The following is a 13,892-nucleotide window of genomic DNA, read 5'->3' on the forward strand; positions in this document are numbered from 1 at the left end:
GAGTTTTAATGAGCGTCATCTTGTGAGTCATTTTGAAATTATATAAAACAGGAACTTAAAAAATAGTAGTAACTGCCGTACTATAAGCGGGATGGAGTAAAGGCAGGGTTCAGGGTGAATTTAAAAAATCTAGAAGCATTTTATTGGGTTGTGACTTTAAATAGTTTCAATAAGGCTGCCACAAAATTACAAACGACTCAGCCTGCTGTTTCACAAAAAATCACCTCTCTTGAAAATGATTTAGGTTTTAAAGTTCTCGATCGCAGCTTTCGACAGCTTAAACCCACCCATAAAGGCATGACCCTGTTTAAATATGCTGAAAAGTTTATGCGTTTGGAAACCGATTTGGTGGCTGAGCTGACTGAAAACCAGCATCTAACAGGAACAATTCGTTTAGGTGTTTCCGAGACCATCGTTTATACGTGGTTGGTTGAATATATCGAAAAAGTACAAAAAGAGTTTCCTAAAGTTTCTGTGGAAATTGTGGTGGATTTAACCCCAAATTTGCAAGAAGGTGTACGTACCGGGGATTTGGACATGGCTTTTTTGCTGGGGCCGACTTTGGCTTTCGAGTGTGTAGAGCAGGCGCTGTGTGACTTTGAACTGAGCTTCTTGGCAGCTCCATCTTTTAAAGGTGGTGTGGGTCAAATGTCGTTTAAGGCATTGATGTCTCACACCATTTTAACCTATCCGAAAATTACCTATCCCTATAAAGAGCTCAAGGCCAAAATGAAAGAGCAGGCACTAGACGAGCCGCTTTCAATTACCAGTTATTCGCTTGCGACCTTATTGCGTCTTGCGGAGCAAGGTTTGGGGATCGCCGTTGTGCCGACCTTAACGGCCTTAAAGGAAATTACCGATGGTCGCTTGGAAATTTTAAATACCCCGATCCAACTCAAAACCTTTCATTTCACCTCGATTTATATGCAAGGAAATGATGCAGCCTTGAAAGAGAAATTAACCGATGTCGCAGTCACTGTTTCTGAAAGCGCAATGAAAAGATTGCTTGAGAAAATTAAAAAATAATTGAGGCGTATGTAGCTTTTTGACAAGCGTTGTTTTTTTATCTCAAAACGTAATTTGTTTGAAAAACTATAAAAGCAGCTTATCGTGCATGATAAGTAAAATTTATCATTAGACTTTTAATAAATAAAAAATAATAAAATACAGTTATTTAGTTTTAATAATGGATGTAAAAAGTCGTATTGTTCATCGCGCTTGCCTATGTTCTTATTTCAAATAGAAGATTTGATCCACCATGGCTTTGGTTGGGTAACAGGGAATCTTTGTCAGTTAAAGGGATTTAAGAACAGAATTTGCAAACAAAATGATGTTCTTGGTTCAACTTGAAAATAGCGTTATTAAGCTCAAATGGACGAGGAACGCATTAAATATGTCTTTATTAAAATCTTCTTTTTTATCAGATCGCCAATGGGCCATTGTTGCTTCAATCTTCATGATGGCAACCTCCGCCATGGGACCTGGTTTTCTCACTCAAACCGCGGTCTTTACTGTGAAATTGGGTGCGGCGTTTGGCTTTGCCATTCTCGTGTCTATTTTGATTGATTATGTGGTTCAACAAAACATTTGGCGTGTCGTGACGCTGACGCAAATGCGTGCCTCGGATATTGCCAATAAAGCCTTGCCGGGCAGTGGTTATTTACTGGCTTTTCTGGTCATTTTGGGTGGCTTTTTCTTCAGTATTGGTAATATTGCAGGTGCGGCTTTAGGTCTCAATGCCTTATTTGGGTTAGACACCAAATGGGGCGGCATTTTAAGTGGTGCTTTAGCCATTTTAATTTTTGCTTCAAGAAAAGCCACGCTGGCGATGGATAAAAGCATGATCGTTTTGGGGTTGCTCAAAATCATCTTGATTATCATTGTTGCTGTCATTGTGATGCCACCTGTAGGCCAAGCTGTTCATCAAACGTTTGCACCCGACCAGATTGATTTTGCCATTATCACCACGATTGTCGGTGGAACGGTCGGCGGCTATATCTGCTATGCAGGCGCCCATCGTTTACTCGATAAAGGCGCGGTTGGCCCTGAAAATATTGATGAAGTCGCAAGAGCTGCAACCAAAGGTATTGTGGTTGTAGGCATCATGCGTTATGTGCTTTTTTTAGCTTTCTTGGGTGTAGTGGTGAGTGGTGCAAGCATTGACTTAGCCAGCCATGATGCCAATCCAGCAGCACAAGCTTTTCAATATGCCGCAGGGACTTTTGGTTATAAATTATTTGGTCTGATTTTCTGGGCAGCAGGGATCAGTAGTACCATTGGCGCTGCTTATACTTCGGTTTCATTCTTTACTGCATTTAAGAAAAACCTCAGTCCAAAACAAACCAACTACACCACCATTACATTTATCTCTTTAGCTTTATTGCTGTATGTCGTACTGGGCGCAACTCCTGCTGGACTGTTGATTTTTGTTGGTGGTTTTAATGGTTTGGTATTGCCAATCGGTTTAACGATTTTTGTTTATGTAGCTGCTTGCCGTAAAGATATGATGGGGAATTATAACTATCCAAAATGGTTACTTATTTTGGGTGTACTCACATGTATGTTGACATGGTGGATGGGCTATATGTCCTTTACCACAGTCTTTAATTATTTAACCAAACTTTAAGCCAGTAGACGGTGAAGTGATAAAGGAATTAAGCCATGTTTGTAGATTTAAATAGTGACTTAGGTGAAAGTTTTGGTTCGTGGAAAATGGGTAATGATGACCAAATTCTACCCGTAGTGACAAGTGCCAACATTGCATGTGGCTTTCATGCAGGAGATCCGCTGGGGATTTTAAAGACACTGCGTAAAGCTGTTGAATTAAACGTCGCGATTGGCGCGCATGTATCTTATCCAGACCTCGTCGGTTTTGGTCGCCGTAATATGGATGTGTCGCGTGATGAACTGATTGCCGATGTGCTGTATCAAATTTCGGCACTGGATGGTTTAGCTAAAGTGGCTGGTTCTTATGTTCAATATGTGAAACCTCATGGTGCACTGTATAACACCATTGCACACGATCATGCTCAGGCTGCTGCTGTGATTGATGCCATCAAGATGTATAACCCAGAACTGGTTTTGGTGGCACTGGCAGGTTCCAACTTGGTTGATCAAGCACGTGCAGCAGGCTTAAAGGTTGTATCTGAGGCTTTTGCAGACCGTGCTTATAACAGTGATGGTTCATTGGTTTCACGACGTTTGGACGGGGCTGTTTTACATGACTCAGCCTTTGTGGCACGCCGTGTGGTGTCTATGTTGAAAAATGGCGGCGTTGAGTCGATTGATGGTGTATTTACCCCTATTCAAGCGGACACGATTTGCTTACATGGTGACACTGCGGGTGCTTTAGAGATGTCGGCTGCGATTAAAGCTGAATTGTTAAATCATCATATTGAAATTCGTCCCTTTGTCTTAAAGCATGAGGAACTACGCAATGTATAAGGATATCCGAGTCGATTCAGCGCAGCTTGAAGCCGCTTTAGCCGCACGTTTAAAAATCCGTGCAGGCTTTGACAAACCAACGGCGGGTATGGCTGCGGGCATGACGCAGGTCAATATGATTTCGGTGCCTAAAGATTGGGCTTATGATTTTCTGCTGTATGCACATCGCAATCCGCAAAGCTGTCCTGTTTTAGACGTGTTAGAAGAAGGTGTTTATGCTACAAGACTGGCAGAAAACTCAGATATACGCACCGACTTTCCACGTTATCGCATCTGGAAAGAGGGTGAAATGGTCGATGAAGTCACGGATGCGAGTGACATTTATCATGCGCATCCTGACTTGGTAACGTTTCTAATTGGCTGTAGTTTTTCTTTTGAAACTGCATTGCAAGAAGCCGGTATTGAAGTTCGTCATATCCATGATCAGACCAATGTACCGATGTATTTGAGTAATATTCAATGTCAGCCTGCGGGTCGTATTTCGGGCAATATGGTGGTGTCTATGCGCCCAATTCCATCCCATCAAATCGCGGATGTCGTTAAAATTACAGCACGGATGCCAAGTGTGCATGGTGCGCCTGTACATATTGGACATCCTGAAGGTTTAGGCATTCGTGATGTGAATCAGCCAGACTTTGGTGATGCTTCACGTATTGAGGCTGGGGAAATTCCAGTATTTTGGGCTTGTGGTGTCACCCCGCAAGCAGCGGTGATGAACTCAAAAATTCCTTTTGCCATAAGCCATGCACCCGGTCATATGTTCATTACCGACATTCCTGATCGTGCATGGATAGGTTAAGCGGCACTAAAGAACAATTAAAAAGGATAGGCACATGCGTTTTTTATCGGTAAACGCGGATTGTTTTCTCATAGAGCTTGCCAGCTTAGAGGAAACATTGGCGTTGTACAATAAATTGCACACGATGCAATTGAATGGAATTAAAGACTTAGTCCCTGCTGCAAAAACGATTTTGGTTTTTTTTAATGAAATCGAGACCACCTTTAAAACACTGATTGCTTCGATTCAGACTGTAAAAATTGGTTCAGGCGTTGAGCGTAATGTCCAAGAGCTGATTATTCCTATCTGCTATACGGGCGAAGATCTTGCTCAGGTTGCAGAGTTACAAGGGCTTTCAATTGCTAATGTGATTTTGAAGCATCGTCAAAGTGTTTGGAATGTGGCTTTTATCGGTTTTGCACCGGGCTTTGCTTATATGAGCAGTCCCGATCGACCTTTTACAGATATTCCTCGCTTAGCTGTGCCACGTAAAAAAATACCGTCGGGTTCTTTGGGACTGGCAGGACAATATTCTGGGATTTACCCGAAAGACAGTCCGGGGGGCTGGCAGTTGATCGGTACGACTGCTGAAAAAATGTGGGATCTAGAGCGTAAAAATCCAGCGCTATTGTTACCGGGGATGACGGTACATTTTGAAGATGTCACACATCAACCGACCACGGTTAGGGTAGCACAACAAGTCACTCGTACAGTTGAGCCCAAACAATCCATGCCTTTGTTTACGGTAACAGCACCGAGCCTACAGATGCTGATTCAAGATGAAGGGCGTTTTAACCAAACCAAGATTGGGGTTGGTGTTGCAGGGGCGATGGATGTATCGGCGATGCACAGTGCAAATCGAATTGTCGGTAACCCAACTCCGACGCCTGTGATTGAAATTTTAAATGGTGGTTTGAAAGCCAAAATGCATCAGTCCGCAGTCATTTCGGTTACGGGAGCAATTTCAAACATCCACGTGAAATTTAGTGATGGCCAAAAGACTGACTTTGAAAGTTATCAGGCGATTGCCCTTGATGAAGGTGATGAATTTCAGATTCAAGCACCGACGGCAGGGCTGAGAAATTATCTGGCGATTCGTGGTGGTATCGATGTGCAGTCTGTGCTGAATAGTGCCTCATTTGATAGTTTGGCTATATTAGGACCAGAACCTCTAAAAATGGGGGATACGGTTTATCAAGGACAGGTTGAAGTTTCAAATATCAGTGTCACCGAAGTTGCGAAGTTGAACTTGCCCGAAATAGGCGATGTGGTTGAGCTCGACATTGTGATGGGACCGCGAACGGATTGGTTCGAAGCAGAGAGCATTGAGCGCTTATGTCAGCAAGCTTGGCTTGTGACCAATGAAAGCAATCGGGTTGGACTGAGACTTTCAGGTGAGCAGCCGTTGCAGCGCAAAATTACCCATGAGTTGGAAAGTGAGGGAACTTGTATTGGTGCCTTACAGATTCCACCCAGTGGTCAGCCTGTACTGTTTATGAATGACCATCCTTTAACTGGTGGCTACCCCGTCATTGCGGCTGTGGCAAAGCACCATTGGGATTTGGTGGCACAGATTCCAGCAGGTTGCCAAATCAAATTTAAAAAAATGACCGAATGTACAGATTTTGAGAATGAATGATGACTACTGAAAAATTATTAATTGCAAACCGTGGTGAAATTGCCGTTCGTATTATTCATGCTTGCCGCGATATGGGTATTCGCTCAGTTGCGTTATATGCCGATGACGATATGGACAGTATGCATGTCGAACTGGCGGATGAAGCATGGGGTTTAGCGGGTGCAACTGCACGTGAAACTTATTTGAATATTCCAGCCATTCTTGAGGTTGCTAAAAAATCCAAGGCGACCATGGTGCATCCAGGTTATGGTTTTTTATCTGAACGTGCTGAATTTGCACAGGCCGTAATTGATGCAGGCTTAAAGTGGGTCGGGCCATCGCCAAGCGCCATTGAAAAATTGGGTGATAAAATTGAAGCACGTAAGATAGCTGCTTCAGTGGGTGCACCTTTAGTTCAAGGTACACAAGACCCCTTAAATAATGCTGATGAAGCACTCGAGTTTGCAAAGCAGTTTGGTTTACCTATTGCGATTAAAGCCGCATTTGGCGGTGGTGGTCGCGGTTTAAAAGTTGTTTGGAAACTGGAAGATGTAAAAGAGCTGTATGATTCGGCTGTACGTGAAGCGCAAGCCGCTTTTGGTCGCGGTGAGTGTTTTGTTGAGCAGTACTTAGATCAACCACGCCATGTCGAAGCGCAAGTGATTGCCGATCAACATGGCAATGTAGTGGTTTTAGGTACACGAGACTGTTCGCTACAACGTCGTAATCAGAAGCTGGTTGAAGAAGCCCCAGCGCCTTTTATCAGCGATGCAATTTATAAAGAAATTTTAACTTCAGCCAAAAATATCTGTCAGGCAGCCAACTATGTCGGTGCGGGTACTGTTGAATATTTGCTGAGCCGTGATGGAAAGCTTTCATTTTTAGAGGTTAATACCCGCTTGCAGGTGGAACATCCTGTTACTGAAGAAACGGCCAAAGTCGATTTGGTGGTTGAGCAAATTCGCGTGGCTCAAGGCCATGAACTTTCAATCAAAGAAACCCCGAAAGCGCAGGGGCATGCCATTGAGTTTCGTATCAATGCTGAAGACCCCGCTCGTGGCTTCATTCCTGCTTTTGGTGTATTGAGTTTATTTGAAGCACCATTTGGTCAGGGGGTACGTGTAGACACAGGTGTTCGTACTGGTTCTTTGGTGTCGAGTCATTTTGATTCGCTTATGGCAAAACTGATTATCACAGGCCCAACCCGTGAAATTGCGATCGCTCGCGCTAAACGTGCGCTGAAGCAATTTAAAATTGAAGGGGTTGCGTCGGTTTTAGACTTTCACCGTGCAGTATTAAATGAAACTGATTTTACCGCCACATTTAATGTTCATACTCGTTGGATTGAAAATGATTTTAAACAGGACTTAAAGCCAACGAAACGCAGTATTCCGAATCATCAACAGCCGATGTTACTCAGTTATATTGAAATTGATGGGAAATTACATCGTTTAGGCTTACCTGCGGGTATGTTTGCACAAAACCCTACAATGACGTCTCAAGACCAACCAGCTACAGAAACAGCAGTGAGTGCTGAACACTTACTTGCACCAATCAATGGCGTAATTAGCGCTTGGAAGGTAGAAAACGGGGAGCAGGTCGCAGAGGGGCAGGTGGTGGCGATTATGGAAGCCATGAAAATGGAAGTCCCTGTACTTGCACATCAAAGTGGAGTGATTCAATTGATGGTTCAGCAAGGGGTGACCTGTCACGCAGAGCATATTATTGGATCGATTTGCTAAAAAAATAAATCATGTGAATGCACCTGATGCAGCATTTAGCTAAGTCAGGTTTTTGTTTGAAAACTCTTAAAAGTTGAGGGCTGGTTAGCTTTGTTTTATGGACAAATGAAGTGGAAAAATGGTTCGATTAAGATTTAATAGTCCAATAAAAGCGTTATTTAAAGAGATATTCAATAATCATTTTGTTCTGTAGCTCGGAGACAAGATGAAAGCGATAACCTTGAAAAATAAAAATTAAAGAATATTAGCGATGTATGTAATTATTATTTTAAGGCTTTGTTGCACAAAGATTTGAAATGCAAAGCGCCCCTAATTGAGCCAAATTTAAGGCGTAACTTGGGTAAGTGGTCGACCTAATTCCGTAAATCTGTTAAGGACTGCTACACGTGCATGGATCTCATTCACTTGGCTATCATAACTCCTTGCACTGAGTTTATCTCCTAATAATTTGATGCAATGCATCTTAGTTTCAACCAAACTTCGCCGATGATAGCCTGACCATTTTTTCCATAGTGTCCTGCCTAAACGTTTAATTGTTCGAAGTAATTCATTTCGCTCTAGCGAGCTACTCTTTGTATCTTACCATTGTTTCGCATTTTTTCTAGGTGGAATCACCGCATGCCCTTGCCGATCTGCAATGACCTGACGGCATTGCTTGGTGTCATAAGCTCCATCGGTATAAACAGAGTCAATCCGCTCATCTTGTGGAATCTGATTAAGTAAATCACCAAGCACCTGTGAATCACTGACATTATTGGTTGTAAGCTGAACTGCTCGTATTTGCAGGGTTTTAGCATCTATACCAATATGAAGTTTACGCCATTGGCGACGAAATTCAGGTCCATGTTTCTTGCGTTTCCATTCGCCCTCACCTAGAAACTTCATGCCTGTAGAGTCCATGAGTAGATGCAGCCCATCGCTACTTTTTTGGTAGCTGATTGCAATATCAATATGCTTTTGTCTTCTACAAATGGTGGAATAATCTGGTGCTGTCCAATTTAATCCGCAAAGTTTAATCAGACTTTGCACAAAGCCAGTGACCATACGTAAAGACAGACGGAATAAGGATTTAATCATTAAGCAGCATTGGATGGCTGCGTCGGAGTAGGTTTGATTTCGCCCTTGTTTGCCTTTTGATGGCGCATACAATTGCGTAGCAGGATCAAACCAAATGGCAATATTTCCGCGACTCATAAGTGCTCGGTTATATGCGGGCCAATTGGTTGTGCGGTAGATTTTGTGTGTAGGCTTCTTCATTTGAAAATTATATCGCTAAAAAAGCCTTTACAGATAGGTTTGTGCAACAAAGCCGTTAAATAATAAAACTTGTGTTTGTTGTAAAACATTAACGGGATTTTATAACTATATTGCCAAACCAACTCCAGTATTGGATTCTACAGGTAAATATAAAGGTAGAAAAACTGGCTTTAGACTTTGCTATGAATTAAAAGATTAAAGCTATTAAATATGGGCAAGTAAGTAACTTGCCCATATTGTTATTAAGTCGTCAAAGGCTAAGTTTTTCAGTTGCTGAAGGAGCTATCGAACTCGGTGGCTATTCAGGCTTGCCTACACCCAAAATTTGATATTTTTTGTGTACAAGCTGAGCTTCTTTAAAGACCTAAAATAACTTGATACGGTTTAAATCCTTCTAATACAGCATCGGAAACTAGTTTGATAAAAGATTCTGTTTTTCCGTAAGCCATCCATTGATCCAATGCCTCATAATATGCCAATCGATTTTCAACTGTGATGACACAGGGTGGATAACCAGCTTTAAGCAATTCGAGGTTCATCAATAGACGTGATGTACGCCCATTGCCATCAATGAAGGGGTAGATGCTTACAAAATCTGCATGTACTTTAGCTGCACGCTCAATGGGATGAAGCTTATATGCCTGAGAGTTGTACCAATCGACTAACTGAGCCATTTTATCATTTAGCAATGTATAGTCTGGTAGGATGATTGTAGCACCTGAAATCAATACGTTTTGTTGACGATAACGTCCTGTATTTTCATCATCGATATTTTTTAGAATAAGTTGATGTATATTTCGAATCTGCCACTCTGAAAAAGGTTCTTCTTTACGAATTATGTCTTCGACATAGTAAATTGCATTTCTATGGTTGATTGCTTCGAAATGTTCTCGTAATGCTTTTCCACCAACAGTTATGCCTTCTAAAACGACTTTGGTCTCTAGTAATGTAAGTGTATTACCTTCAATTGCATTTGAGTGATATGTCCAACGGACAATAAGATCTTCTTGTAAATTTTTTACAATTGCAGGAGAAAGAGGACGATGTTGATCTAATTTTTTCTTTAAATCATCAATACTTTCAAACATGCCCTGAACCCTGAATCTTAATTAATGATACATGAAAAACGGAGTATCTAAAAACGTAATGATATAACGTATTATAGATGAGAGATTGAATATGATACAATAATGAGATAGATCTAAATCATGTATGTGGGAAATAAAATCATTAGGCATTTGATGTCATACATCTGATTAGAGTTTTTACGGTATTTAATACGGTAAATAAAATCTTTAAGTATGAAAAGTTAAATACTATCAATAGCCTACTGATGGTTTCTGGTGCGCGCTGAGGGAATAGTATCTTATGTTACTATGTCTGCACGCGGAAGATATCTTGTTACATATAAAAAGAGGGAAAAACTCCGAGTTCAAATCTCAATTTCAAGAAAAATATTTTTACTCAGTTTATATATCAAGTATCTGAATTGCCCTTGCTGAATACCGGAAATGCATTTTTTTCTGCGACATATTTTAGTGACTATAATTAACTAGCAAAGAGAAATAACCAAAAATAGGGAAATTTATATGCTTGTGTTATATAGGTTTTGATGAAGTTGAACTTTGATAAGTTCAACTCATGCCGTTTTTGAATTTCTCTTCACAACTTTTATTATTTCAGTTGGCTATATATGTATTCTATTTGGTTTTTTAACCACATACTTTCGAGTCAAAATCCTACTTTTAACTTCTTCCGAAAGAATATGATTTTCAATTTTATTCATAGCATCTCTCAAATCTCTAGCATCTATTTGAGTATAGTCAGCCGTTATATCTGAATCTTCTTGATAGGAGTGGTTAATCAAAGCTTTAACAGTATACATTCCAATTCCACAACGATTGGCAATAGAAGTAAAAGTTCGTCTCAAATCATGAAATGTGAAGGGAATTCCTGTAGTTTCAGAAATCTTATTGCGAACATGTCTCCGATCTTTTACATGAGTTTGATTATTTGATGCTGGGAAAACATATTTACAGCCATTGGAATACTTTTTTCGCTGGTTGAATATATGAAGTAATATATTTCCTAAAGGTAAAAGTAAATCATTGCCATTTTTAGGATTAATAATTTTTAAAGTTCCAAATTTTAGGTCAACATTAGCCCAAACGAGTTGCTCAATTTCGCTACGTCTCAATCCAGTGAGTACGAAAGTCAAAAGAAAATCTTGGTTCAAATAACCATACTCATTAGCATATATTTGACCACGCCATTTGCTGTCAACAATCGCTTTAATCCAGTCGGTTTGTTGTTCACTATTAATATAGGTTTTTCTTGGTTTTAGCTTATTAAAAGATCATTTCTATACAGAATCGCAACTGGGCTAAACTCTTTAATAATTGGTTGATCATTACAAATCAATCTTTTGCGATGATAATTATAAACAGCTGAAAATAATTTAAGCGTAATATTTGCATGAGATTTATTGGTTTTTGAAATTTCAGCATGCTTAACTATGACCATTTGCATCGTTACATCTGTAATTTTTAAATGATGCCAATCTTTTAAGTACAAGCTCATATCTCTGTCATACACAGCAACTGTATTTGGCTTTAGCTCTGTTCTAGCTTCTATGTAGTGTTTATAAGCATCTATCAAAGTTGGGATTTGCTGATAATTTAATCGTCCTTGGGAGGCTTTTTGGCGTAGTTGTTCTTTTTTGTCGTTTGGGTTTATTCCCTGGGACATTTCAAGGAGATATTCGGTTGCTTTCTGTCTAGCAGTTTCTGGTGTAAAAATACCATGATCTCCAATAGTGACACGGCAGGGAACACCATTTGGCATTTTCTTTTCAACAGTATATACAAGAGAGTGGCGAGTCGCTCTGATAGCAAATCCAATCAGTTTAAGATCACGAAAAAAAAGTTGTTTCCCACTTGGAATATCAAAACAGTATTGTTTGGAATCCTTAAGGGATTCATCTGCATAAGGATCACTTAGTTGTTTAATGAGACCTTTAACAAATGAAAGGGTAATATGTGTTTTTTTATTGGACATTTTCATTTCCTATCAGCAGTCGCTGAATAAGTGAATAGAACTTGGGTATACATGGAGTATACAAAGATCTAAAAAATGAAAATTCATTTGGTGGAGATTTGAAGAATTTTGTTCATGATCGTTATAAAACAATCATTTAGAAACACTCCGAAGATGCCGCTGCATGTCGTTACCCTGAACCCGATGAGTTCAAGGTGGACGCGACGTATACTTGCTGGGTTTCCCACATGAAAGTGGGCATACACTCTAAATATACAGAACACATCCATAAGTTTAAGTATCGGCAGGGGAATAGACCCGCTGGCGAACACCTCAGAGTTGCCTTAAGTATAACGAATCTCACGCTGATGGCAACTCATACACCGCTACGAACTGTAAACAACTGGAGTAAGTGTTGATACTTTATTCAATTAAGTCGAGTTTAAACAAGTTCCGCAACGTCATCGATAATATTTGCCAGTAATCGTTCTGCGTGCGCATACTCTTGTAGTGTTTTATTCATCGACAACACTTCTTGCATTAACTCTAGTGCCACCATAATGATAATTTTACTGGGTTCTACCCGTGGCGCTTTACGACGAAACTCATCATATTTATCATTTAAAAGCAGAGCTGCACGTTCAAGGTCGGCTTTTTCTTTTTCCGTTGTGACTAAACGAAAGCTATGACCTAAGACACGTAATTCAACGGTAATTGGTTCGCTCATGATTAAACTTCCTCGCCAGCTTCAGTAGGGTGGGCAAGTTGTTGAATTTCTTGCGCGTGATGATCTTGCTCTGTACCTAAAATAGCCAAACGTTGGATGATGGCTTCGACTTTAGCTTTGGCATGCTCATTTTTTTGTAACAATCTTTCACGTTCTTGCTGAAGTGCTTGGATTTCTTGCTGAGCTAGACGCTGATCATTGTTCATTTTTTCTTTAATTGCACGTAATTCATTACGTTCAGCCAAGATTTCCTGAAAGCGATTTTTTAAATCCGTACAACTTTTTTCCAAACGACTATACCGATCGGCCAAAGCAGTCGCATCAGTGTTCAAGTGTTGATATTGGGTCTGAGCGTTGCTTAATTGCTCAGTTAAATCGTCAATTTGTTCTTGCTTCTGGGTAATTAAGCCATTTTTTTGCACAACTTGAGAACGGTGCTGTTCTTCAGCATCCAGTTTAGCTGCATTTAAAGTGCTATTTTCACTTTCAAAATGAGCAAGTCGCGTTTTTAAAACGCCAATATGCGCCTGTAGACGCTGTAATTCTTCTAACATATCGTGGTCGCACAGTGTTGCAAACAAAGGTAATATATAAGAAGTATAGAGATTGGATAAACGAATGCAAGACGATATTTCAGGTTGGTCAGAATGGCAGCCAAATTTTTCTAAAATTGAAGAGATTTCTAGCCCAAGTGAGTTACATGGTTTACTCACAGGTATCATTTGTGTAACTCAGGCACCGAGCCGTGAAGAGTGGCAACACATCCTCACGACTTTGGAAATTCCTGAGTTAAGCGAAGAAGCTTTGGCTTTGTTAGCCGATGAAGCAGAAGATGTCGCACATGCACTTTCTGACGATGAGTTGGACTATTTACCGTTACTTCCCGATGACACCCATACGCTGGCAGACCGTGTACAAGCTTTGGCGGATTGGTGCGCAGGCGTAGTGCTGGGCTTTGGTTTGGCGTCGGGTCATATTCGCCCAGATGAAATGGAACTGATCGAACATTTACAAGATGTGGCGGCAGTTGAGTTTGAAGAAACCGATGATGATGAAGAGGGTGAAGAGAGCTATCAAGAGTTATACGAGTTCGTACGTTTAATTCCTGTGAGCTTATCTGTAGGCCGCAAAAAGATTGCAGTTGAGGAAAGTTCTCTGCTTAAACACTTTCATAACAAGCAACAAATTGATCGTTCTGTAACAGAAGCGAACAATGTTGTAGAAATGTTTACGCCGCATCGCCCAAGCTGATTGGCATAAGATTTGCTGCGCGTACATGATAGGGTGCGC

Annotated in this window: 11 protein-coding genes, 1 other RNA gene and 2 pseudogenes; 7 read left to right on the forward strand and 7 right to left on the reverse strand. The window is 40.6% G+C overall.

Annotated elements, in window-relative coordinates:
• Positions 1-114: 114 nt before the first annotated feature.
• The 6 genes and pseudogenes from mumR to MN200_RS05545 all read left to right on the forward strand — a co-directional run bounded on the left by mumR (position 115) and on the right by MN200_RS05545 (position 7,582).
• Positions 115-1,026, forward strand: coding sequence for a LysR family transcriptional regulator MumR (gene mumR, locus MN200_RS05520; RefSeq protein WP_004694273.1), 912 nt, complete (start codon positions 115-117; stop codon positions 1,024-1,026).
• A 345-nt stretch (positions 1,027-1,371) separates the two neighbouring features.
• Positions 1,372-2,626: pseudogene (locus tag MN200_RS05525) on the forward strand (NRAMP family divalent metal transporter).
• 35 nt (positions 2,627-2,661) lie between these two features.
• Positions 2,662-3,444, forward strand: coding sequence for a 5-oxoprolinase subunit PxpA (locus MN200_RS05530; protein WP_125274562.1), 783 nt, complete (start codon positions 2,662-2,664; stop codon positions 3,442-3,444).
• Positions 3,437-4,243, forward strand: a complete 807-nt coding sequence (locus tag MN200_RS05535; RefSeq protein WP_125274561.1) for a putative hydro-lyase — start codon at positions 3,437-3,439, stop codon at positions 4,241-4,243. Before MN200_RS05530 ends, MN200_RS05535 begins: the two co-directional genes overlap by 8 nt.
• 34 nt (positions 4,244-4,277) lie before the next feature.
• The gene (locus MN200_RS05540; RefSeq protein ID WP_125274560.1) at positions 4,278-5,861 is read left to right on the forward strand and encodes an urea amidolyase family protein; all 1,584 of its coding nucleotides are present in this window, start codon (positions 4,278-4,280) and stop codon (positions 5,859-5,861) included.
• Positions 5,861-7,582, forward strand: a complete 1,722-nt coding sequence (locus MN200_RS05545; protein ID WP_178928727.1) for a biotin carboxylase N-terminal domain-containing protein — start codon at positions 5,861-5,863, stop codon at positions 7,580-7,582. Before MN200_RS05540 ends, MN200_RS05545 begins: the two co-directional genes overlap by 1 nt.
• 324 nt (positions 7,583-7,906) lie before the next feature.
• Here the strand turns inward: MN200_RS05545 and MN200_RS05550 are convergent.
• From MN200_RS05550 to MN200_RS05580, 7 genes and pseudogenes are all read right to left on the reverse strand, one after another.
• Positions 7,907-8,839 (reverse strand): annotated as a pseudogene (locus MN200_RS05550) (IS5 family transposase).
• A gap of 356 nt (positions 8,840-9,195) precedes the next feature.
• Positions 9,196-9,927 (reverse strand): Fic family protein, encoded by a 732-nt coding sequence (locus tag MN200_RS05555; protein ID WP_125274661.1) that lies wholly within the window; start codon positions 9,925-9,927, stop codon positions 9,196-9,198.
• A gap of 599 nt (positions 9,928-10,526) precedes the next feature.
• Positions 10,527-11,075, reverse strand: a complete 549-nt coding sequence (locus MN200_RS05560; protein WP_242760264.1) for a tyrosine-type recombinase/integrase — start codon at positions 11,073-11,075, stop codon at positions 10,527-10,529.
• A gap of 104 nt (positions 11,076-11,179) precedes the next feature.
• The gene (locus tag MN200_RS05565) at positions 11,180-11,896 is read right to left on the reverse strand and encodes an integrase arm-type DNA-binding domain-containing protein (RefSeq protein WP_242760266.1); all 717 of its coding nucleotides are present in this window, start codon (positions 11,894-11,896) and stop codon (positions 11,180-11,182) included.
• Between the two features lie 140 nt (positions 11,897-12,036).
• A non-coding RNA gene (gene ssrS, locus MN200_RS05570) (6S RNA) lies at positions 12,037-12,218 on the reverse strand.
• A 99-nt stretch (positions 12,219-12,317) separates the two neighbouring features.
• Entirely contained in the window at positions 12,318-12,602 is a 285-nt protein-coding gene (locus MN200_RS05575) for a cell division protein ZapA (protein ID WP_004694243.1), read from the reverse strand.
• A gap of 2 nt (positions 12,603-12,604) precedes the next feature.
• Positions 12,605-13,156 carry a hypothetical protein gene (locus MN200_RS05580; RefSeq protein ID WP_125274663.1) on the reverse strand — a complete coding sequence of 184 codons (552 nt, stop codon included), beginning with the start codon at positions 13,154-13,156 and terminating at the stop codon, positions 12,605-12,607.
• 64 nt (positions 13,157-13,220) lie between these two features.
• Here MN200_RS05580 and MN200_RS05585 point away from each other — a divergent pair, with 64 nt between their 5' ends.
• Positions 13,221-13,853 (forward strand): UPF0149 family protein, encoded by a 633-nt coding sequence (locus MN200_RS05585; RefSeq protein WP_004980864.1) that lies wholly within the window; start codon positions 13,221-13,223, stop codon positions 13,851-13,853.
• The last annotated feature ends 39 nt before the right edge of the window (positions 13,854-13,892 follow it).

This window comes from Acinetobacter sp. LUNF3 (assembly GCF_022699605.1).
Lineage (GTDB): Bacteria > Pseudomonadota > Gammaproteobacteria > Pseudomonadales > Moraxellaceae > Acinetobacter > Acinetobacter johnsonii.

Bases quoted from the DNA above. Each gene is read 5' to 3' on its own strand.
- MN200_RS05530 (WP_125274562.1), top strand. From the start codon at position 2,662: ATGTTTGTAGATTTAAATAGTGACTTAGGTGAAAGTTTTGGTTCGTGG.
- MN200_RS05535 (WP_125274561.1), top strand. From the start codon at position 3,437: ATGTATAAGGATATCCGAGTCGATTCAGCGCAGCTTGAAGCCGCTTTA.
- MN200_RS05540 (WP_125274560.1), top strand. From the start codon at position 4,278: ATGCGTTTTTTATCGGTAAACGCGGATTGTTTTCTCATAGAGCTTGCC.
- MN200_RS05545 (WP_178928727.1), top strand. From the start codon at position 5,861: ATGACTACTGAAAAATTATTAATTGCAAACCGTGGTGAAATTGCCGTT.
- MN200_RS05555 (WP_125274661.1), bottom strand. From the start codon at position 9,927: ATGTTTGAAAGTATTGATGATTTAAAGAAAAAATTAGATCAACATCGT.
- MN200_RS05565 (WP_242760266.1), bottom strand. From the start codon at position 11,896: ATGTCCAATAAAAAAACACATATTACCCTTTCATTTGTTAAAGGTCTC.
- MN200_RS05575 (WP_004694243.1), bottom strand. From the start codon at position 12,602: ATGAGCGAACCAATTACCGTTGAATTACGTGTCTTAGGTCATAGCTTT.
- MN200_RS05580 (WP_125274663.1), bottom strand. From the start codon at position 13,156: ATGTTAGAAGAATTACAGCGTCTACAGGCGCATATTGGCGTTTTAAAA.
- MN200_RS05585 (WP_004980864.1), top strand. From the start codon at position 13,221: ATGCAAGACGATATTTCAGGTTGGTCAGAATGGCAGCCAAATTTTTCT.